Annotated in this window: 20 protein-coding genes; 6 read left to right on the forward strand and 14 right to left on the reverse strand. The window is 61.1% G+C overall.

Features of this window, described 5'->3' with window-relative positions:
• The first annotated feature begins 142 nt into the window (after nt 1-142).
• From ku to AWB82_RS08610, 3 genes are read left to right on the forward strand one after another with little or no spacing between them, the layout of a single operon-like run.
• A complete protein-coding gene (gene ku / locus AWB82_RS08600; protein ID WP_086966717.1) occupies nt 143-1,087 on the forward strand; it encodes a non-homologous end joining protein Ku in 945 nt (314 codons plus the stop codon).
• 1 nt (nt 1,088) lies between these two features.
• Nucleotides 1,089-1,913 carry a tetratricopeptide repeat protein gene (locus AWB82_RS08605; protein ID WP_086966718.1) on the forward strand — a complete coding sequence of 275 codons (825 nt, stop codon included), beginning with the start codon at nt 1,089-1,091 and terminating at the stop codon, nt 1,911-1,913.
• A 12-nt stretch (nt 1,914-1,925) separates the two neighbouring features.
• Nucleotides 1,926-3,101 (forward strand): cation:proton antiporter domain-containing protein, encoded by a 1,176-nt coding sequence (locus AWB82_RS08610; RefSeq protein ID WP_235023225.1) that lies wholly within the window; start codon nt 1,926-1,928, stop codon nt 3,099-3,101.
• Nucleotides 3,102-3,854: 753 nt separating this feature from the next.
• Here AWB82_RS08610 and ligD read toward each other — a convergent pair.
• Together ligD and AWB82_RS08625 are read right to left on the reverse strand one after the other, a co-directional pair.
• Nucleotides 3,855-5,801 (reverse strand): DNA ligase D, encoded by a 1,947-nt coding sequence (ligD, locus tag AWB82_RS08615; RefSeq protein ID WP_086966719.1) that lies wholly within the window; start codon nt 5,799-5,801, stop codon nt 3,855-3,857.
• Nucleotides 5,802-6,067: 266 nt separating this feature from the next.
• Entirely contained in the window at nt 6,068-6,304 is a 237-nt protein-coding gene (locus tag AWB82_RS08625) for a hypothetical protein (protein WP_235023226.1), read from the reverse strand.
• A 498-nt stretch (nt 6,305-6,802) separates the two neighbouring features.
• On the opposite strand from AWB82_RS08625, the gene AWB82_RS08630 reads away from it, so the two are divergent.
• Entirely contained in the window at nt 6,803-8,101 is a 1,299-nt protein-coding gene (locus AWB82_RS08630; RefSeq protein ID WP_235023227.1) for a sensor domain-containing diguanylate cyclase, read from the forward strand.
• A 52-nt stretch (nt 8,102-8,153) separates the two neighbouring features.
• Here the strand turns inward: AWB82_RS08630 and AWB82_RS37005 are convergent, their stop codons facing one another.
• Nucleotides 8,154-8,429, reverse strand: a complete 276-nt coding sequence (locus AWB82_RS37005; RefSeq protein ID WP_143756692.1) for a hypothetical protein — start codon at nt 8,427-8,429, stop codon at nt 8,154-8,156.
• Between the two features lie 243 nt (nt 8,430-8,672).
• Between AWB82_RS37005 and AWB82_RS08635 the strand changes: the two genes are divergently transcribed.
• Nucleotides 8,673-9,431, forward strand: a complete 759-nt coding sequence (locus AWB82_RS08635) for a hypothetical protein (protein WP_143756693.1) — start codon at nt 8,673-8,675, stop codon at nt 9,429-9,431.
• A 134-nt stretch (nt 9,432-9,565) separates the two neighbouring features.
• On the opposite strand, the gene AWB82_RS08640 is transcribed toward AWB82_RS08635, so the two are convergent.
• Nucleotides 9,566-9,907: an H-NS histone family protein gene (locus AWB82_RS08640; protein ID WP_086966722.1), complete on the reverse strand. Its 342-nt coding sequence runs from the start codon at nt 9,905-9,907 to the stop codon at nt 9,566-9,568.
• 326 nt (nt 9,908-10,233) lie between these two features.
• Here AWB82_RS08640 and AWB82_RS08650 point away from each other — a divergent pair, with 326 nt between their 5' ends.
• Nucleotides 10,234-10,500, forward strand: a complete 267-nt coding sequence (locus AWB82_RS08650; protein ID WP_086966724.1) for a hypothetical protein — start codon at nt 10,234-10,236, stop codon at nt 10,498-10,500.
• A gap of 13 nt (nt 10,501-10,513) precedes the next feature.
• Here AWB82_RS08650 and AWB82_RS08655 read toward each other — a convergent pair whose 3' ends face one another.
• The 10 genes from AWB82_RS08655 to AWB82_RS08700 form a co-directional block, all read right to left on the reverse strand.
• A complete protein-coding gene (locus AWB82_RS08655; RefSeq protein WP_086966725.1) occupies nt 10,514-12,319 on the reverse strand; it encodes a phosphoadenosine phosphosulfate reductase domain-containing protein in 1,806 nt (601 codons plus the stop codon).
• Between the two features lie 63 nt (nt 12,320-12,382).
• The gene (locus AWB82_RS08660; RefSeq protein ID WP_086966726.1) at nt 12,383-13,198 is read right to left on the reverse strand and encodes a hypothetical protein; all 816 of its coding nucleotides are present in this window, start codon (nt 13,196-13,198) and stop codon (nt 12,383-12,385) included.
• Entirely contained in the window at nt 13,195-13,380 is a 186-nt protein-coding gene (locus tag AWB82_RS08665) for a hypothetical protein (protein WP_086966727.1), read from the reverse strand. The genes AWB82_RS08660 and AWB82_RS08665 overlap by 4 nt, the downstream gene beginning before the upstream one ends.
• A 92-nt stretch (nt 13,381-13,472) precedes the next feature.
• Complete coding sequence (locus AWB82_RS08670; RefSeq protein ID WP_086966728.1) at nt 13,473-13,859, reverse strand: hypothetical protein; 387 nt, start codon at nt 13,857-13,859, stop codon at nt 13,473-13,475.
• A gap of 308 nt (nt 13,860-14,167) precedes the next feature.
• Entirely contained in the window at nt 14,168-16,489 is a 2,322-nt protein-coding gene (locus AWB82_RS08675) for a nuclease SbcCD subunit C (protein ID WP_086966729.1), read from the reverse strand.
• Nucleotides 16,477-17,016, reverse strand: coding sequence for a hypothetical protein (locus AWB82_RS08680; protein WP_086966730.1), 540 nt, complete (start codon nt 17,014-17,016; stop codon nt 16,477-16,479). Before AWB82_RS08680 ends, AWB82_RS08675 begins: the two co-directional genes overlap by 13 nt.
• Nucleotides 17,017-17,242: 226 nt before the next feature.
• Nucleotides 17,243-18,643, reverse strand: a complete 1,401-nt coding sequence (locus tag AWB82_RS08685) for a metallophosphoesterase family protein (RefSeq protein ID WP_086966731.1) — start codon at nt 18,641-18,643, stop codon at nt 17,243-17,245.
• A 68-nt stretch (nt 18,644-18,711) separates the two neighbouring features.
• Nucleotides 18,712-19,395: an NADAR family protein gene (locus AWB82_RS08690; RefSeq protein ID WP_235023228.1), complete on the reverse strand. Its 684-nt coding sequence runs from the start codon at nt 19,393-19,395 to the stop codon at nt 18,712-18,714.
• On the reverse strand, nt 19,373-20,698 hold the full coding sequence (locus tag AWB82_RS08695; RefSeq protein WP_077161721.1) for a recombination directionality factor: 1,326 nt from the start codon (nt 20,696-20,698) through the stop codon (nt 19,373-19,375). The genes AWB82_RS08690 and AWB82_RS08695 overlap by 23 nt, the downstream gene beginning before the upstream one ends.
• Nucleotides 20,695-20,964, reverse strand: coding sequence for a DUF7696 family protein (locus tag AWB82_RS08700; protein WP_086966733.1), 270 nt, complete (start codon nt 20,962-20,964; stop codon nt 20,695-20,697). The genes AWB82_RS08695 and AWB82_RS08700 overlap by 4 nt, the downstream gene beginning before the upstream one ends.
• Nucleotides 20,965-21,147: the final 183 nt, after the last annotated feature.

The raw sequence follows: 21,147 nt of genomic DNA on the forward strand, positions 1-21,147 counted from the left end.
CTTCCCCGTTGTCACAACCTGGCATAAAGGCGTGGCACCCGTTTTGCGCAAAACGCCCGTTGGCCTTGCCGCGTGACTGGGATGCGCCGCCAAGAGCGGCATCGACTGTGGCCGGCCAGATAACCTACGCGAGAGGTTTCCTATGGCTGCCCGCTCGATCGCTTCAATGACGCTGAGTTTCGGTCTCGTCTCCGTGCCGGTGAAGGTCTACACGGCCACCGAGAGCAAGTCTGGCGTTGGCTTCAACCTGATGCACAAAGAGTGCGGCACCCGGCTCAAGCAGCAGTATGTCTGCCCCCACGACGGAAAAGTCGTCGAACGCGCCGACATGGTCAAGGGCTACGAGTTCGAGAAAGAGAAGTACGTGATCTTCGAGAAATCGGAACTGGAGGCGCTGGAAGCGAGCGCGAGCCACACGATCGACATTGTCTCGTTTGTGCCGACCGAGGCGATCGACCCGATCTACCTCGACAAGCCCTACTACCTCGCCCCGGACAAGCGCGGCGGCAAACCGTACCGGCTGCTGCAGGAAGCGATGAGGGACAGCGGCACGTGCGCCGTCGCCCGTTGGACGTGGAAAGGCAAGCAGCACATGGTGCAGGTACGCGCCGGCAACGACGGCCTGATTCTCCAGACGCTGCTCTACGCCGACGAGGTACGTTCGCAGGCCGATATCGGCATTGAAGAAACCGAGATCCAGCCCACGGAATTGCAGCTCGCCGAACAACTGATCGAGCAATATCGCGTCGAGAGCTACGACGCCGCCGCGTACAAGGACGAGGAGAAGGAACGCATCCTCGCTGAGATCGACAAGAAGATCGCGGGCAACAAGATCACCGCCGCGCCCGCCGTCGAACACCCCGGCGCGCAAGTCATCGACCTCGTGGAGGCACTGCGGGCGAGCTTGAAGAAGAAGCCGTCTGCCGAACAGCCAGCCGCACCGCGGGCGGCACGCAAGACAACGCGCACGGCGGCCGCGGTCGAAGAAGCGGTCGAAGCCGCGCCGGCTCCGAAGCGCCGTGCCGTGCGGCGTGCGGCCACGGAGGACCAACCGGCACCCGCGCGCAAGACTGGCACGAAACGGTGATATGCAAGACGACGGGTACAGCCTCCGCGATGTGCAACGCATGCTCGGTGTGTCGCGCAGCGTCGTTGAACGGTTGATCGCGGCGGGTTTTGTATTACCGCTAAGCGGCGAAAAAGGCGAGCGGCGCTTCACCTTCCAGGACATCGTCATGCTCAGGACCGCGCATGCGCTCCGCGTGGCGGGTGTCTCCCCAATGAAAATCGTCCGCGCACTCGATCACCTCCAGAAGAGCTGGGGGCGTGAAGGATCGCTCACTGGCGTGCGCATTGCTGCTGTCGGCGATCGCGTCGCCGTGCGGGACGAGGCAAGCCGCCAGTGGGATGCGGAGACCGGCCAACTGCTTCTGGATTTCGAGCCGGGACACGCAACCGGAAACGTCTCCTCCCTGCAAGCGCCGCGCGAGCAGCGGGCACGCGAAGAAGCCGTTGACCTGTTCCGGCAGGCGCGGGCCCTGGAGGACGATGACCTCGACGCCGCAGAAGCGGCCTATCGGAAAGCGCTAGAACGCGCGCCCGACTATACCGACGCATCGCTGAACCTCGGCGGCATCCTGATGGACAGCGAGCGGTTCGACGAGGCGATATCGGTGTACCAAGACGCGCTGCGATACCGGGCGGACGACCCGGTGCTTCTTTTCAACATTGGGGTGGCGCTTGAAGATTCGGGCCGCTTCCGCGAGGCACTGCAGTTCTATGAGCGTTGCATTGAACAGGACCCGGAATTCGCTGATGCCCATTTCAACGCCGCGCGTATCCACGAAGAACTGGGCGAAGCGACTCTAGCCATTCGCCACTTCAACCAATTCCGCAGACTTCAGAAGCTCTAACAGGAGACGCTGATGACGATCGAAGCCGTGTGGTTCTTGATCGTCGGGGCATTGATGGTGCTGATGGCGCTGGGCCGCAAACTGGTTGAGCGGCTGCCGATGACCGGCGCAATGGTGTATCTCGTCGTCGGCTTCCTCCTCGGTCCGGCGGGCGCCGGTCTGTTGACGATCGACATCGAGCGCGACGTGCGCCTGCTTCGTATGCTTACGGAAGCCGGACTTGTGGTGTCTCTATTCGCCATCGGGATGTATCTGCGCGTCGAGCTTTCCCGGCCGCTTTGGCGACTGACGTTACGCCTCGCCGGTCCCGCCATGCTTATTACGATCGCGGTCATGTTCGCCGCCGTGCGCTGGGGTCTCGGGCTCACCGCAGGCCCGGCGTTGCTGCTGGCGTCTGCGCTCGCGCCGACCGATCCCGTATTGGCGAACGAGTTGCGCGTCGAGGAGGCGGGCGACGATGAACCGCTACGCTTCGCCCTGTCGTCGGAGGGCGGACTCAACGACGGTGCGGCCTCTCCGATGGTCTACATTGCTCTCGCACTCTGCGGAGTCAGCAGTCTGGGCAGCGGGAATCCGTGGACGTTCGCCCTTGCGATCGCGTGGGGACTGGCCAGCGCACTCTTTTTCGGCTGGGCGTTGGGCACCGGTGTGGTCGTGCTGGTGACGAAACTGCGCACGAAGTACGACCATGCGCTGGGTCTCGAAGGCTTTCTTGCACTTGGGCTTGTTGCCTTAGCCTACGGTGCGACCCTGATCGTCGACGGCTACGCTTTCATCGCAGTCTTCGCCGCCGGCGTCGCGCTGCGGCGGCAGGAAATGAAGGCCACGGGTGACAAACCGCCAAGCGAGGTGTTGGAATCAGTCGAGCGGGGCGAGCGGGAGGAAGCCGCCAAAGATCCAGAATTGGCTCATGCGTATATCGCCGAAAACATGATGGGCTTCTCGGTCGAGATTGAACGCTTTGTCGAACTGGGCCTGATGGTCATCATCGGCAGCGTCGTCTCTGCGCACTGGCGGGAGCTAATTCATTGGTCCGTTGTCGGCCTCGGTTGCATTGAACTGGCCAAGACCAAGAGCAAATCACGCGCCGTGGGCGGGCGCCACCAAGGAAGAAGAACACGCCGGAGTTCCAGCACAACGAGGTCAAGCCCGCCGCTCAACCCGCACGAGCTGAAGGACGCGCGATAGCCGCAAAAAGACGAAGCCCCGACCGATGATCCGGGCCGGGGCTTCGCTTACTACGACTGCGCCAACTTCCTACAACGTCTCTCTACCGCTGGACAGCAACGACTTCCCCGTAACGACTAATCTCTTGAAGCGGAGTGATGAAACCTGAGACGCACGCGTGGCAACCGCTTGTCCGGATAGGCGTGAGGTTGGGCCGGATGCTCGGTGACTGCCGTTGTGCGACTTGCTTTTTGCGTTTCATCGCCACGGAAAGCAGTGTACGTATCCAGCGAGGCGTACAAAGCGCCGAAAAAGAGCAGGAAACGCGGTCTTCCCGGGCGATAGAAAACAGGTTGCTTGCCGATTAGACGGCAACCGCGCCAGCGCGAGATACCATGCACCGCTACGCTATTTGTCGGCTCTCGACACCGTGCGGAGCTTCGCGAAGCTTTTGAGACCTGACGCGCGCAAGTCGACGGCAAGCAACGCTTTCGATCGTTGGAGGGCCATCAAGAAAATAAAGAGACACGCTGAATGTTGCAACGAAATGCGTAGTGACAACGGCGCTTGCGTCGGGCCTGTCTACGGGCGCCTTCGCGCAGGGCAACGCGGAAACGGCGCGGGCCGTGGTGGCGTCGGCACGGCAACGACGCCCGACGCCCGACGCCAACGGCGAAACAGGCGCGACCGGAGGGCCGACGGGCAAGCACTCTACGCTGCATCTCAAACGGCACCACAAACCAAAGAACCATAGCTGACAGTAGGCTCGCGCGGTCAGCGCAGGCCGACCGCCCTTCGCATCGCCATGGTAATGCCCTGTCGCGTGCGGTGAAAGCCGTTCCATGGATCGGCCTTAAGCGAGTGCATGCGCGCGGCAGCCGTCTTTATCGTCCACTGATCGGCGCGGCCGATTTCTTTCAACTCATCCCATGCGATGGGCATCGATACACCCATGCCGGATCGGGCGCGCGCGGAAAAAACCGCAACCGTGCTCGCTCCCTTGCTGTTGCGCAGGTAGTCGATGAAGATCTTCTTCACCCGGTTCTTGGGTCCGAGGACCGCAGAGAACCGCTCCGGCATGAGCCGCGCCATGTAGCGCGCGACCGCGTGCGAGAAGTCTTTCACTTCTTCCCACTGCTGCCGGCGCGTGAGCGGCACGACGATATGAAAGCCCTTGCCGCCGCTCGTCTTGATGAAGCTCTTGAGTCCGATCTCGTCAAGCAACACCTTTGATAGCGTCGCCGCGTCGACCATCATCTGCCATGAAAGCTCTGGGTCTGGGTCCAGGTCGAGGATGAAGCGATCGGGATGGTCAAGGTCGGGCTGCACGGCGTTCCAACTATGCAATTCGACCACGTTCATCTGGGCGAGGCCGATGAGCGCTGCGTGATGGTCTACGACCAGCAGCGGCGGGTGGCCCGGGTGCATCTCGACCGGCAGCCGCGTGATGCCGGGTATCTTGGAGCGCTCCTCGTGCTTTTGAAAAAATAGCTCGCCGTGGATGCCTTCAGGCGCGCGCACCAGCGACACAGGGCGATCCTTCAGATACGGCAACGCAAACTCCGCGATCTCGTCGTAGTAGCGAACGAGGTCGATCTTCTTCATGCGCGTCACGTCGTCGATGATTCGCTCGGCGTTGGACACCTTCACGCCTGAGATGATCCTATCGGCTCGGCCGGGCGACACCCGCGTGGTTCCCTTCGCTTGCGGAGGGCTCTGCGGTTCATCGACATCCACGACTGCCTCTTCCGTCACAGCGGTGGCGGGCTTGTCCTCGCGCATACCTTGAAAAACGGGATGACGAACCTCACCCGCCGGCGTCCATTCGAGGAACGACGCTTCAACGACGAGTTCGGGCTCAAGCCAGTGGAAGTCGCGGTCCTTCTCGCGCGGTGGCGGGTTATAGAAAGGCGGATCGTCGCGAAGTAGCTTCGCCGCCTTCTTCTCGAGTTCAGCAAGCGGGCGCGGCTTCAATTCCGCCTTCACGGTGCCGGCGAACCGTAGGCTGCCGTCTCGCTCGTGCACGCCGAGCATTAGCGATCTCATCCCGCTCTTTGCGCCCGTGAGTACTGTGTATCCGCCGACGACAAACTCCTGGCGCTGCAGACATTTGAGTTTGATCCAGTCGGTTGAGCGGCCGGAGCGGTACGGCGCATCCGCACGCTTGCCGATGATCCCTTCCAGGCGCATTCGGCACGCCGAAGCGAGCAGCGATTCCGGATCTTCTGTGAATGACTCACTGAAGCGCACGCGCTCGCTCGACGTCGTGGCGATCAACTCGCCGAGTAGCTCTCTGCGCTGGGAGAGCGGCGCCTCGCGCAAGTCACGTCCGTTGAGAAAGGGGATATCGAACGCGAAGAAGGTCAATTGCGCCGTGCTGCGTCGGTCGAACGCGTTCTGCAACGCGTTGAAATCGGGAATGCCGGTCTCGGTGAGCACCACCACCTCTCCGTCCAACCACGCATTGTCGACCGGCATTTGCTCGACGGCAGTCGCGAGCGTGCGCATCTTCACAGTCCAGTCGTGTCCGCCACGCGTGATCAATTTCGCCCGACCGCTCTCTATCCGGCACATCAATCGGTAGCCGTCGAACTTTATCTCCCATAGCCAGCCGCCGCTCGCAGGCGGTCGGCTAGCGAGCGTGGCGAGTTGCGGAGAGATCGATTCTGGGAGCGGCTCATCGGGGCCGCGGCCCGTGGCGCCCCTCGAGCGCGTTTTCATGTTTCTGGAGGACTGTCGACGACTTGGATCTTCGCTGTCGGATACATATCCGCGGCGATCTTAAGTGCGCCCTCACAGTCGGCTACGATCGTCACAAAGACGCCTTGCGGTCGGTCTTTGTCCGGGACCTCAACACGCCACCCCGCGTGCTCGTCTGGCCGCACGACGACCTCATCCACCCGTTTATCACTGACCGTCATATCGGCACCCCGAAGGTTAAGTGGCGTGCGGACCGCAAACTCCTTGCCCGCCGCAGCCCGCCTGCATCAGAAGTTGTCCTCTATCCACGCCTTCGCCCATGAGACGGCACGTTCGTAAGCCGCCCGCTGCGTGTCGAAGTAGCCGATATCGAAGAAATGGAAAATTTCCCCATCGACCCCATCGTCCGTTGGCCGTCGTTCAATCTCGCACCACGAATGCCAATGGTGGCCCATTTGTTGTGGCCGCGAGTCGATGGTCCAATCACCGTGCTCGACCTTCATCGTTTCTACGTCTTCGCGCATAGGGGGCATCACCGTTGTCTGTGTAGGTTTTTCCAATAAGGCCGTCGTAGTCCCCGCTGGCAGTGCTCACGATAGCGCGCAGCATTTTGGTAAGCGCGTCGTCGGGAGGGTTGCTTTCCAGAATGACTCGGGCGGTGCGCAGGGAGATTGAGTGACGTCTCGGCGGGCTCGGGCCGTCTTCCGTCTGGAAGCAGAACCTGCGCATGTCCTCCTCATGCCCCGGCGGAGGAGCGCCATAGGAAACGATCGTAACTTTCATGGCATCGAACTTTTCTAATATTGCCTGCCATCTAGCCAATAGCAACGGCTAAGCCAACCCCGGCGCGCATTGTGCTGGCGGCGATCTCAAGAAGCCAGCGTTCCGACCGTAAAAGCGGAAACTTCTGATGAATTGTTAAGGGCGACGGCGGCAACCGGCCGCATTTGCACGCTTACCAAATGCACACAACGCTGATTCACCTGCCATCCGCCCTCCGGCATCGAGTTATGGCGGCGGTCGTGGCCTTGCTCGCAATGAGTGGCGCCGTCTTTGTCTGGCCATATGCGAAAAATCCTGGGCCGGTTATTCCCCCGTTCCTGCCTGTGTTCGCGACATGGGTGACGCTGACCGAGGGCCTGACAGCATTGCTGTTGTGGACGCAGTTCGCCGTCTCGGGCAGGCTGCTTTTCGCTGCACTAAGCGGTGCATATGCGTTCACGAGTGCCATCGCCGCCATCCAGTTGCTCGTCTTTCCGGGCGTGTTTTCCCCTACCGGCCTCCTTGGCGCGGGGCCTCAGACGGCGGTGTGGATTTGGGTGTTCTGGCATGGCGGCTTTCCGGCGCTGATAACCGCTTCCCTTTTTACGCGAACCGTTCCCTCCACTGCGAGCCGCCTCGCCCGGGGCAGAGCCGTCGCATTAGCCTGTGTCGCGCTAGCGCTGAGCCTCTGCGCGCTCGCCACCGCCGGGCAAGCGCACCTCCCGCCCTTTGTCGCAGCCTCCGGTTCGTACGCGCAATTGTCCAGCAGTCCGGCCGGGATCGTCGTGGAGGCGATTTGCCTCGCAGCGCTCGGATTGCATGTATCGACGACTCGACTGCGCTCGTTGATGGACTTGTGGCTCGCCGTCGCGCTCCTCGGCACGCTTATCGATGTGACGCTCACGTTGTCTGCCGGGGCGCGTTACAGCGTGGGCTGGTACGCGGCGCGCGCAGCGTCGATGATTTCGTCGAGTGCAGTCCTCGGGATGTTGATCTACGAGACGACCGGCCTATACCGGCGATTGTCCGAGACGCATAAAAGACTGGTGGAGACGTCGGCGCGCGATGGCCTGACAGGGGTCTTCAACCGCGCCTACTTCGACGATCGATTCCCGCGCGATTTTTCGTTCGCATCTGACAGCGACCAGCCGCTTTGCGTCTTACTCATCGACGTTGATCATTTCAAGCAATACAACGATACCTTCGGGCATCTTGCCGGCGACGACTGCTTGCGCCGGGTCGCGCGCACACTCTCGACCACATTGCGGCGGCAAAGCGACTACCTGGCGCGCTACGGCGGCGAAGAGTTCGTCGTGGTGCTCCCGGCCTGTAAGGCAACGGCAGGACTGGGCGTCGCGCAGTCGCTGAGGTCCGCGATCGAAACACTTGGCATCCCGTCAGCATCCTCAAACGGTGCGCCGGTGACAGTATCGATTGGTCTTGCGTGCTCGCTCCCCACCTCGCCGGATTCGGCGCCGGCGCTGCTCAACCTCGCAGACGCGGCGCTGTACCGGGCGAAGGCGCGGCCGCAACCGGGTGGTCGATGCGGCAGAAGTTAGCGAGATACGGACGGAGGGTAGCAGGCGGGAAGCGGGCCCAGCATCGTTTCGGTCAATAAGCTCTTAAGCGGCGCCCTGCAAGCGGTACGCGGATCCTGACCGGCCAATCCAAAATCGGCAGTTCCCGGTGATCAACCTCCGCCATCCCATAAGCAAGCGCGTATTGGGTCGCCGATAAAGCGCAGGGAAATTGACCCAGCATACCGCTCGCTCGCCTTTCTCCACCGGGCGCTCGCACAATCAGCATCGCGGTATAAAAATCGCCATCATCGACGGCGACTGGCGAAAGCGTAAAACCCTTGTAGAGAACCTCGCGTTCCGCTTCCATACCGCCTCCCCGGTAGACACCTTGTTTCCCAAATAGTAATCGGAATCAAAGGTAAATTATACTGATTGACAGGTTTTAAGCAATTTATACAGTTCCGCGCACTCGCGTCGCGTTAGCGAGCGAAGCGGCGCTCCTCCATCGCCGCTCAAAAGTCCTGGACTTGAAAGGGATGCACAGGCCATCCGGGCCGCCAAGCAGATGTGGCATGCTGTTCGTCTGTGCACTGCCAACTCCGAATCGACAATGGGAAAAGCTAGCCGCAGTAAATCTTCGGCTCTTGACGATCGCACGCGCGAAGGCCTTGCGCTGGCCGGAGAGATGGTGCGACACCCTCAGGTGCTGCCTACGTTCACATCGATCGCCCGGTTTTCGGATATGTCGAAGAAAGCGGGCGAATTATCGATGTTCGGTCAGGTTGCTGACGCCATACGGGAGGATGAGCTCGCCCAAGCCCTACGAGAGGCCCCGCTCGGCGCCGCACGAATGGCCAAACAATTGAGGGCCGTGGCGCCGCAAGCTTGGGCAGAGGGCATGCAGCAAGCATTCCGAAACCAGAAATTCGTGGACTTCATCGATCAGATGATCCGCATTGCCCATACGAAGTTTTGGTCGAGCGATCCGTATCTCGCGCTTCAATTCAACAAGAATCGGCCGGCGCATCCTGACGATCCCATCGTTCTTGCAATTACACGTGCGCATCGCAAGCTGACAGGCGACCCGCGACAACCCGGGTGGATAGCGCTGGCCCTCTTCTGTCTTGGACGAGTGATCGCAGTTACCTCGAGCAAAAGCTATGAAAGCGACGAGTGGACCGACGTCACCTTGCTGTGGTTTGACCTCGAAAAGTCCTTTTTGGAAGGCGCTGGTCGTGACACCGCCAAGGGCGTACTTGACCTCAAAAAGGAGCTATTGCCCGACCTCCCAGAGATAATCGGCTCAAGGATGATGCACGGGCTGGCAGAAGCCGCAATCAACGCAGGTGAAACGAGATTGTTTCAATGAACGCCTGCCCCAAGCTCCAACGTGGTAACGACTCGGTACCTCGGAGCACCGGCTGCTGACACCAATTCGTTGCGCGCGGCTCGGCCCGTTACTCACCTTGCTCTATAGCATTAAGCCTTGGGGACCGACTGCAGTCAGCGCGCTTGCTGAAACAGCGCAACTTGAACTGGCCCGTCAGTGTTGCCACCGTTCGTCAGGAATCGATCGCGATCGCGCCCCGCGATCCACTGCGGCTCTCGCCCACGGCCGCTCCACGTCGCGCCGGTCACTGGATCGCGATACTTCTGCAGAGCCGCCGCCGGTTCGCCCAGCTTTTGACCCATCAGTTCATGCAGACTAATGTCGTATTCGCGCATCTTTTGCACCATCTCGATCAAAGCGAGCCTCGTTTCTTTTTCTCGAGCCTCGGCGATCGCGGTATTCAGTGCGGCTTGCTTTTGAAGGAGCTGCGTTATTTCTGAGTTCGTGTATGCCATTGCTAATTCGTTCGTTTCGCCTATTCGCTATTTGATGCGTCTAAGCTCTTTCGGGTTATAGGCCATTGTCCGCCAGTCGCCGTTGTTCGCTTCGCTTCTCGGCCGGCGCGAGAGAAAACCCGCGCCAAACCCGGCGATCGCACACACCATACCCACGAGGAGGATCGTCGCTACGCTCATACTAGACAGGAGCACGACGAACCCAAGCACCGACGCGACGTGGAAAAGCCCGAAAAGGATTGTTCGAGGACGAAGCACGTGAGGCGTTCCTTCTCGCCCGGCACGGTGCCTGCTTCTTACGACGAGAGCCGAGCCCAGGGGCAGCTATGAATCCGATTTTCGATGAAAAGACGCGCGATGGAGAAATCGCCCGCGCACTCAACATAGCCCTGCACGCTTTAAGCGTTCATTCTGGCGCGCAGGTCACGATGGAAGGCGAAACCTTCACGATCAATTTTACCCGAGAGTCGGCCGCGATTATGCACGCTCTAAAGTTGCTCGGCGTGCAACCCACTGAAACGCTTCCCGCCCCCGACCTTGATGCCTTCGCTTTGCGAAAAAAAAATCCCGGGGGTTTAGCCCGGGATTTTTGAAGGTGTCGTGCGGCTAGGCCGCCTCAGCAAAGAGACTCAATTGTATGCGGTCATGGCCTAACAGCCTGTCATGTTCCACGTCGCTGATAGCGTTCGAGACGAGATGCGCGTCCAACTCGGCGGCCGTCAGATTCAGACGTTGAGCGAGTCGCGCGAAGTACTGCCCGCGCTTGGCCATGTCCTGATACCGCTGCGCCATACCGGTCGGCAACTTCACGATGCCTTCGTTCAGCCAGAAATGGGCTGATTCGATTGCGTCGCGGTGCTGTGTGTCCAACATGAAAGCAGTGTCATACGTGCACGTCACGAAGGCGCAGGCGGCTTCCGCGTCCACCTCAAACTGCGAGGCCTCTTCGAAATACACCGTCTGTTCGCCACCGGTCGTCCTCGCATACCGCCCTGGCCGACCCGGATGCCGGTACGGATTCCACTGCTCTGCATCGAACGAGCGCAACCCGACCGACGGTGCTTCCCGGTCGTACTGCCCGACCGGATACCAGCCGTGCAGGACGATGTCGGTCTTCGGCAAGCCGTCGAGCTTCGGAACCGGATACCGACGCCCAAGCACGTTCACGTCATGCCAGACCGCCAGCGCCGGAAACGCATGCGGCGCGTAGTGATGCATCGAGAGAAAAAAGTCGATGGCCACCAACTGCTGCGGCGTCACGAACTCAAACTGCGGCTCACACAACGCCCGGTTTTCTTCCGTATCGGGAATTAAACCAGTCACCAGTGCCCCCGAGTGCGCTTCGGCGCGGTCGCGTTCGGCCGCGTCAATACTGCAGAGCTTTTTCAGAAGATCGACGCGCGTCAGGTAGCTGTATGTGTCTGCCTGGATGCGCGTGTAACCGGCGTCACTCAACGACCGGCCCACCAACTCGCGTCGCGACATGTCCCACTGGATCGCAAGCAGATAGTTGCGGAAGTCGTTCAGCGGTCGAAGATGCCCGTATTGCTCATCCTCGATCATGGCCTCCAGCGACTTGTCGCGATCACCGGCGACGCAACAGAAGGAGCACCCAAAACGCGAGCCGCACGCGGCGCGAGCACCCGATTCGCCCACCACGACACCGCACGTTCCACCGTTTCCTGCCCGGTAGATCTCGGACAGGCGGTGAATAGTGCTCGGTGCCAACGGCGAGGGAAACGTCATGCCTTCGTCCGCGGCCAGCAGCGCGAGCATCGTCCACACATCATCGGACGTCCATTCGCTTAGCGGGCTGAGGGTCAGCGCCCCGGTTCTGCTTCGGACCGCAACTTCGGCGCTGTCGCGTCGCTCGGTCATGGCGACCGCACGGGAGGTACTTTCGTCCTTGCGCAATCCGAGCACCGTTATAACTTCGCGGGCACCGTCATCCGCCGCTCGTCGTTCAAGCAGTGTTCGGAGCCGACCTCCCGGGCGTACCTTCCACTCGTCCGCGCACGCCCTGGTCCGTCTACCGTCACGCACGCCATTCTCAGGTGTGCGTACCAACGTGCCGCGTCCGATCGTGGAGACGACGAACTGGCTTGCCAACGACGGCGTCGTGACGTGAACCTGTACGGGCAACACCGACGCTTCGATAAACAACTGCAGCTCGTCCAACACTGAGTGCAAGAAGTTTGCGATTGTCGGATTCTCGATCGTCGTGTCCGCCGACTGAACATGGTGGGTGATCGTCGTGCCGCCGGCACGGCGAATCGCCTCAAGCATCAACACCAGAGTACACGTGCTGTCCTTGCCGCCTGAATAAGCGCAGCTCAGGCTATGCCCAAGTTCGATGTATCGCTGCATGACGCCGATCGCAGCTTCCATCTTCGAAACAATTTCCTGTTCCATCTTTCTCTCTCCAATAATATAGGAGCGACCCATTCGGGATTCGCTCCCGAATGGGTTAATGATTCAAATCAAAAGGTCGGCCGTCGCTCGTTGCGCCTCTTCCAGACCGTCGTGCGCTGCGGCAAACATGTCCGCTTGCCGTGTTGCTCGATCCAGCCGAGGAAGCGACTTTGCGTACCGGCTCACGCTCGTACCGTCGAAGCTGTCCGCACCGGCGGCCGCACAGATGCGGATGCGCCGCGCCGAGTTCACACGACCGACGTGCAAGTAGCAGTGACGCCGCCGCGCGAGGGACCCCCACACGTGCGCCGTCTGCTCTTTCCACTCCGTTGAACCGCCGATGAAGATGCCGACAGCGGGCGACAGAAGCGAAGCGAGGTCGTCGACCTGCATACCGTTCTGAACTGCGATCAGCATCCGGCACGGCATCCCGCGAAGTCGTTCCAGCCACTTCAACGAGTAGTCGAGCGAGGCCATCCCGCCCATGACGATGTCCGGAAGGACAAGCCAATCGGCGCGTTCGCCGAGCCGTTCGACAGCAACAGAAAACGCGTGCTCGTCGAAGGGCTGGCCCTGCTGGTAGGCGGTCCAAGCGCCGTTATCCAACGCATAGCGATCGAAGCCCTCGGTACGCAACTCGCCCTTGGCCGAGACCAACAAGCGCCAGTCGGCGCCCTTCAGTGCGGCCAGGTTGCGGCGGGTGCCGGTGCGACTGGCGTAACCGACGAGCGGCTGCCGATGCATGGCGATCCGCTCCTCAATTTCCGGGTCATCGTCAGCAGATCCATCGACTCCGTAGTACTCGGCGTACGCCATGAAGGATTGCGCGTAGCCAGCCTTCTGGCCGCTGGCGTATTGCTCCAGCCAGGGCGGCGTCATTGGCGCACCCCGCTTTGAGGTTGCACTCTGCCACCGATGATCAGGAAGACCTTCGTATCAACGTTGCGGACCCACGGACGAACTTCACCCGCGTGCGTCGCGGTGCCGGCGATGTAACCAATCGCCGCTTCGAGGTTGGCGAATTGCTCTGGCGATGCGCCCAGCTTCGCTGCTTCAAACATGAAAACACTCCACAGAAAGAACGCGGAGCGACCCTCGCGGGTCGCTTGCCCGCAAGGGTTGTAAGAAGAAATTAGACGGCGAGTTGTGCCACTTACTCGATCAGCTTGACGCTTTGCCACCAGCGACCGCCCGAAGGCAGGTCTCTGACGAAAGCGAAGTTCTCCGCTTCGTCGCGCGTAAGCTCGATCAGCCCGCCCTTCAAAATGGCCGCCTGGAGATAGACGACATTCGCGAGGGCGAGCGCGCCGTACTGTTCGGCGATGCCGGTCAGCGTTTCGACGGCATCCAGCAATTCCGCATTGAACTGCTTCGCGTCAGCAGCAAGGCGCAGCGACACGTCAGCGTCGGCGATCGCGGCCACCACCGCATCGCATTGGGCTTGCGGGTCGTCAGGCCCATACTGCTCGGGCTTGATCCAGCTTCGGATCACCATGTCGTTCAGGACGTCGTCGACGAAATCGGTGCAGGAATAGGCCATGGAAGGCTCCAGTCAGAAAGTGAGGAAAAGGAGCCGCCGTCAGATGCGACGCAGACGGCCGGTATCGAACGCAGCCGCGCGACGCAAGTACGGCGGACGCGGCGGCTGCGACTGAGCATTAGCCGGTGCAGCTTGCTCCGTAGGCGGCCGGTGAGGCACCGCATTCGAGTGAGACGGACTGCTGGCTGCCGCGAGCAGCAGCATGAGAAGGTTTGCCATAGGGATAGCGCCGCAAGGCGCGAGAGAAGGGTCGGAAAGACGAGAAGCGCCCCTTGTGGGGGCTATTCCCCACAAGGGTTAATAAAAAATCAGGCGGCAAGCGCCTGTACGTCGATGACAGCGTCGGCCTCTGCCACAAGGTCGGGCGTCTGCGAGATGAAGAACTCCCGCTGATACCCGCCTTGGCGCAACACCTCGCGCTTCATTCGCATGAACTGCACTTTGCGCTCGGGATCGAGCGGGCCGTCTGACTCGTCGCTGAACAAGGTCTGATACGGCTGACCGGCGTTCTGCGCGAGATAGAGCGCGATGCCCCGCGTGAGGCACTCGTTGATCCAGACCTTCTGACCACCGGACATGACGGAGACCGACTTGCTGCTGTCGGACTCGGCGTCGTGAACGAGGATCTCGAAGCCCTCGCGCAATTCACCGCTTGCGAGCGTGCGCTGCGTGCGGATCTCAACGGTGAAACGCATGCCGTAGCACGCGAGCAATAGCTCGTTGACGGTGTGCGTCAGCGCTGGACCCGCGTCATCGATGGTCAACGCGATCACGCCGTCGTTGCCCAAGCCCTTAGCCAGCAGCTTCCAATGAGCAATTTCGTCGGAGAGGCGGTCGGCACGAGACTGCGTGGCCGAGAACTTCTCCAACTCCAGCGCCAGGGCTTCCGCTTCGGCCTGCAACACACTCTGCGCGCGGATCGATTGCTCGATTCGACCATCCAGTGCCGCGACGGTCTCCCGGTTCGCTGCGATGTCGCGGTCAAGCTTCGCAATGCCGGCTGTCACATCGACGGCGGCCAGTCGCCCGACTTCCTCGGTAATGCGGGCAAGCTCCGCTTCCATACGCGTCTTTTCAGACTGGTACTTGGCGGTCCGTGCAGCACTTTCCTCGGCGATCGAGCGCAACTCAGCTTGCGCGGCTTCAAGTCCCGATACGGCTGCGTCCAGCAAGGGGTTAGTGGCGGCAAGCTCTGCCGCGGCCTGCAAGGCACGGCGCAACTGCGCGGCCGCATCGGTGATGGCGAGCATCTCAACACGCTTCGCCGCCAACTCATCCGGCACGAGCGCCAAGGCTTCGGCCTGCGCTTTCTTCTCGCGATACTCCGCGCGAAGATTCGCCACCGAAACACGCTGCACCTCCGCTTGCTCTTTCGCTCGAAAGGCTTGCGCGAGCAGCGGGCATTGCGCATGCATCGAATGACCGACGCACGGCACTTGCTCCGCCACCGCAGCCTGCTTGTTCAACGTGTCGAAGTGCGCGGCTTTCGTCGTGCCTTGGTTCATCAAGCTGGTAAGCGTCGCATCGAGCGTGGTCAACGTCGCGCGTTTAACCTCCAAATCGGCAATCTCGCGCTGCAGGGGAGCGAACCTCGCTTCCTCGCGCGCAATCGCCAACTCGGCCTCCTCGCGCTTCGCCGCCGCACCGAGGATCGCCTCGCGGCGAGCCAGCGTTGCTTGGTGCGTGGCCACGGTTCGACTCAGCACCGAAACGCGCTGCTGACAGCGAACCGCGGCGGCTTGCTCGTCGTCGGCCGCGCTTTTCAGGGCACGCCCAAACTCGTCGCGGCGCACGCCCAGCTCTCGCAGGCGCGCTTCGGTCGTGGCCGATTCGCTCTGCTTGGCCGCAAGCGTCGCGCGCTCTTGAGTCAGCTTGCTCGCACGCTCAAGCGCGCCATCACGTTGCTCCCGAGCGGCACGCAGGGTGTTGCCCTGCGCGACGATCGACTGCTCAGCGTCGGCTTTACGTTGGCGCTTTCCGGCGAGCGCGCCAAGCTCAGACTGGATGCCTTCAAGCGATTTGCCGAGCAGCTTCGCGACCTCGCCGGCTTTCGCCGACAGTGCCTTCAGGTGGTCGATGCCAAGCAGCTCAGCCAGCAGCGTCTTGATCTCGCCCGCGCCGTAGGACGCGAGCGGCCGCCGGTTCTGAGCCGAGAACACGCTCGTGAAAAACGTTTCCAACGAACCGTTGATCGCCTCGACACAGCGGTTATACGACTCCGCCTTGCCGTCCGACACCGTTCCGTCAGGCAGAGACACCGGGCGCCACGTACCGTCGACGCCGTGATAGGCAAGGTAGTACTCCGCCTTGCCTGTCTTGCCGGGCTTGCGAAACGTGAACGACGATCGATAGCGAATGCCATCGTGCTCCCATTCGAGTTCCTTCAACGCGCTGGTGCCACAGATGTGATCCCAGTACGAGAAGGCGTCGACCGACAGCTTCGACGCTCGCGACGGCATGATCGGATACGGGTGCAAGTTGTCCATGATCGTTGTCTTGCCCGCCCCGTTAGGGCCGGTCAAGGCGATCAGGCCATCGGGCAACGTCTCCAGATCCAGCGTTACGCTTTCGCGTTTCATGCCATCGCGCACGCCAACGAAGCCTTCCAGAGTCAGTTTCAGAGGCCGCATGACAGGTCCTCCGATACACTCATCGAGGCGGACAGCGTTGCCATCTGCGAGTAGAACGCGTCGTCGTCCTCGTTGGGAAACGGCTCGTTCAGGTCGGCAGATGCAATGGCACGGGACGGTGCCTGAAGCGTGCCATCGAGCGCCGCCGCCACCTGATCGTAGACTCTGCTGAACTCGCGACGCGCGTTCGTCAGAAGCTCCGACAAGCCGCTATACCCGGTGAGGCTACGGATCTCCGCAGCAGACCACTGACTTGCATACCCTTCCTGATACGACCAGAGAAGGTGCTGCATTTCGACCGTGGGCGTGACTGCAACTTCGCACGCGCCGGGCGTCGTGGCGACCAGCAACAGCGTCTGACCGGACTGCGCCAGTACCGCGCCGCGGTGTTGACCGAACGGCTGATGCTGAATCGCAGCGGTAAAGCCGGCCAAATCGACCAACGACTTTTGAAGATCACGCGATGAGCAGTCGCCCAACGCAAAGGTGCGAACCCAGTTCGGGCCAGCGGGATAAAGACCAAACATGATGCACTCCGTTATGGTGGGCGGAATGCGGCCCCGGTAGGGATCGCTCCCCGCCAGGGTGAAAGAAAAGATGAACTGCTAGAGAAAGGTCCTGCCACTACTAGTCGATGCGTCAAAGACGCTGTGAAACCTCTGTTTCGATAGCGACGATCAAAATCGGCTATCGGAACACGGCTTGGGTGTTCAGGCGAAGGAGCCATACTGGCCTCCTCGCATGAGCGGCTACTTACGCCGCGAACAAATCATCGTTGAGCCACGAAAGCTGACTTGCCGAAGCCGACTCGACGATTTCCACCGTCGCATCGGGCATGGGCATGGGCAGTGCATCGTCGCCAACATCGCTATGCGGAGCTACGTGGGCCGTCAGCGGCGCAGACTCGGATATGCTCGACAATGCGTCAGCGTCGGTCAGTCGAGCCAGCACGCCAGCAGCGATTGCGTCCGCGTCCCCCGTTTCCAGCAACTGCAGCCGGTCAAGCAAGGGCGCCGGATCGACATCAGCGTGTTCGCACCAGCGCTCGAGCTTCCGATCAATTGACGTTTCGAGGCTGATGCCTTGGGCGCGTGACCGGACGACGGGAAGAATGCGAGCTTCGACCTTCAGCTCGGCCGCGTTGCCGAACAGCGCCGCGATCGCGTCGCGGTCCACTGACTGTTTGTGCTCTTCGTCAACCTGCCAACGAATTCGCACGAACTTGTCGGTCGCATCGAGCGCGATTGCCGTCAGGCGTTCCATGTCGGGCGGTCCGTCAAAGTCGACGCAGATCGTCTGCCGAGACGGCGTCACGACCAGATCAGCTTGCGCGCTTCCCACCTCGACATTCCACATGAGGAAGCCCTTGTCGCCTTCCTCGCCGTAGTGGAATCGCCCGATCGAACCGGGATACGCCACAACGCGCCCCGCTCGCTCCCACTGCTGTGCTTTATGGATGTGCCCAAGCATGAATGCATCGCATTCGGCCTCGATTAGACTGCCAAGCGAAAACTCATGATCGAACCCCGCCATCGTCACGCCGTGCTCGGTCGTACAACCGTTGACCGTGCCGTGTGAAACCCCGACAGTCCGGATGCCTGCGGCACGAAGCTGCTGATTGACGCGCCCGGCAGCGACCAGATAGTCACCTAGGACGGCTTCAAGACCCGTCCCGGTTTCCTTGGCACCGACAGCAGCCGCCAGTTGCCCCTTGTTCACCGTGGGCAAGCAGGTGAACACGACATCAGCGCCGATTGCGAGCACCTCGCGCAGCTCGTCGTCCGAGAAAACCGGGCCGTCCGAGGGATAGAACCGCCCCTCGTGGAGGCTTACCTGCTGCACGCGTTCCGCCACGTAGATCTGATGCGTCGTTGCCATCAGTTCGAAGTTGCGCAGCGTGCCCGGCGGCTCGTGTGAGAACGTGCCCTGCAGCATCAGGACCGGCATGCTGCCGCTCAGCCCATTGATGCGCCGCGCAAGGCGGTTCAACGACGGCGCGTGTGCATCAAGCCGATGGTCCGTCGCGTCGCCCGAGATCACCGCAACATCGGCGTGTGCGAGAACCGCGTGCTCGGCGGCAAAGCCAAAGCATCGGTCCGACTCTTCAAGATTTCCCGGCGCGTAGTGCAGGTCAGAAAAATGTGCGATCTTCAAATCGCCTCCTATAAAGAAAAAGGCCACCCGAAGGTAGCCAGTATTTGCCGATGCGCCGCTCGGGCGCGCTAAGAAAGGGATCGCGTTGACAGCGTGTCGCGGACTTTCATCAGTGCCTTGCCCAAAAGGTTCTGGCCACGCCACTTCGACTTGTCCGTGATGTCTGGATGATGCTCACCAAGACCCACGCCCCATATCGTGTCGTAAGGACTTGCTTCGACCAGTTCGGTTGGAGCAGTCGCAAGCAACAGCGTTCGCAGACCCGGATGCTGCGCGAACTTCTCACGGCATCCGACGTACACGATCGACTCGCGCTTGGCCTTCCATGTTTCGAGATCGAAACCTTTAACCTTGCGCCCGAGGGCTTTTTGTTCCTTGGGCAGATGCGTGGCGAGCACAGCCTGAGCGATGTCTTCGTCGCCGAACAGCTTGGCTTTCGAAAACATCATGAACTGTTCAACACTGACGAAATCGACGTCGTGATACGAAAAGCGGCACGGATGCCAGTTGCTAAATGCGTCCTCCGCGCCGAAGAACAGCGTGAAGTTGCCGACTCTACGCATTGGAATCTCCTTCGCGCGAACAAGTAGATGGGCCGCCGAAGCGGACGAATTCGATGCGCACGTGTGAGCGCGGTCGAAAGCATTTGAGCAAGCGGTTCTTGCTGAAATGCTCTCATGCGCGAGCGTAGAAGAAAGGATGCCAGCCCCCGAAGGGGACTGGCCAAGGTTAGACGTAGGCAGCTTGTGCAATTGCGTCCTGAATTTCGACGTCGAGCGAGGCGGGATCGTCGAGCGCGTTCTTGAGACGCGCATTCATCGCATCGACATCAGCGATGCGTTCGATCCAGCCGCGACCGTACGTCTGGTGCGCGTACTTGCGGAAGCCGTTCTGTCGCTCCGGCTGACTTAGGCCCAGACGATGCAGCAGGTCCGACATGCGGTGACGCTTATCTTCCAGCGTCTCGTCGGGATCCGGCGAGTCGTCGTCATGACCATCGGCGCCGTCGATGCCCGATGATGCGCCATCGCCTGTCAGTGCGTCCTCGGCCTGCTGCTCTGGCTGAAGGAGCGGATCACCGATCGACTGTACTGTTCCGTCCGACTCCAGCAGCGCCACTGCACGACTGGCAGCATCGAGCGCCGGTTGAGCCTCCTCCGCGCCATCCAGCAGGGCGCCTAGGTCGATGTCGGCATCGAGCACCGTCAACATCTGCTTCTGACGCACGGCCTGGCCGTTATCGTCAATCCGCGTAATGTCGAACTCTTTCTTCGAGAGCCAGAAGCGCGTGCCGGTGAGCCTGCCGCGCGCCAATGCCACGGTCTGCATCGCCGAATACGCCTTCTGCAGCACGTAGATCGAGTTGGTCGGCAGCTCGATCAGCCCAAGCCCCTTCACGTCGGGAACCGCAAACAAGAAGTTTGCGGTTAGGTTGCACTTCCGGTCCTGATACTGCGGACAGACGTGAGGATCACAGACGCCATCGGGAATGTCGTCGTCTTGCCGGTGAACGACCAGCCGCCCACCGAAGGATCGACGGGCCCGCTGTGCACGTGCGTTACGCTCGACCGGCGCGTACGTCTTGCAATAGCGCTTGCCGTCGCGGTCGTACTCCGAGAAGTACTGTCGCCCGGTTGTCGTGTACGCGGCCATCTGATTGGGCACATTGCGCAGCCAGTCGTCGAACGCAAACATGATCGGGAAGCGGTATAGCCGCAACCCGTGACCGCGATCTTCGCCATACAGCCGCAGGATCTCGTCAGCCGTGTCCGGATTCGAGAAATCCGAGCGTCTGCAGACGAAGTAGTCGACGTTGCGCGGAATGAGCGCGTTGCGCAGCTTCAGCGACGTTTCGAGCACCTTGCCGATGGCTTCGAACGACTCACCCGCGGCCACCATGTCGCTATAGAGCTTGACCGCTTTTTCGTTGGCTTGATGCGCCCGCGTAAGCACTTTGATACCGGGTCGAATCTTGCCGATCGTGGGCGGGCGGATAGCTCGTTCTTCAACGAGGCTGCGCGGCGCGTGATCGAACATCTGAACTACTGCATTCATGATGGTTTCCTTGCGAGAAAGAAGATGGCGTTGGTCCGCAGCGTTTCAGCCTGAGATTGCATCTCTCGGGCCGCCGCACTGCCGCGACGTTCGGTGACATGGGAAATGAAGACAGAGCGCTCCGCGTCGCTGAACATCGCGACTCGAGCGACTTCGCACCGCTCACGCCAAACGGGGGACGCGGTGTCCGCCTGCTCGCGCTCGGTATTGATTTGATGCGTGATGGCCTCGGCGATACGCTGATTGAGGCGGTCGGGCAAAAGCATGGAACAGCACCTCCGTTGAGAAAATGTCCGGCCGCAGGAAGCGACAGACGAAAAAAAAGCCCGCTCCGGTCAGGGAGCGAGCTTCTTGAAATCGATAGAGAGACCTACGCGCCACGTCCCTTCCGGGGACGTGGCGTGCAGGGAGCGGCCGGACAAAGCCGGTGTCGCTCGGTCAGAGAACGT

It is taken from the genome of Caballeronia glebae, from assembly GCF_001545035.1.
Classification (GTDB): Bacteria; Pseudomonadota; Gammaproteobacteria; order Burkholderiales; family Burkholderiaceae; genus Caballeronia; species Caballeronia glebae.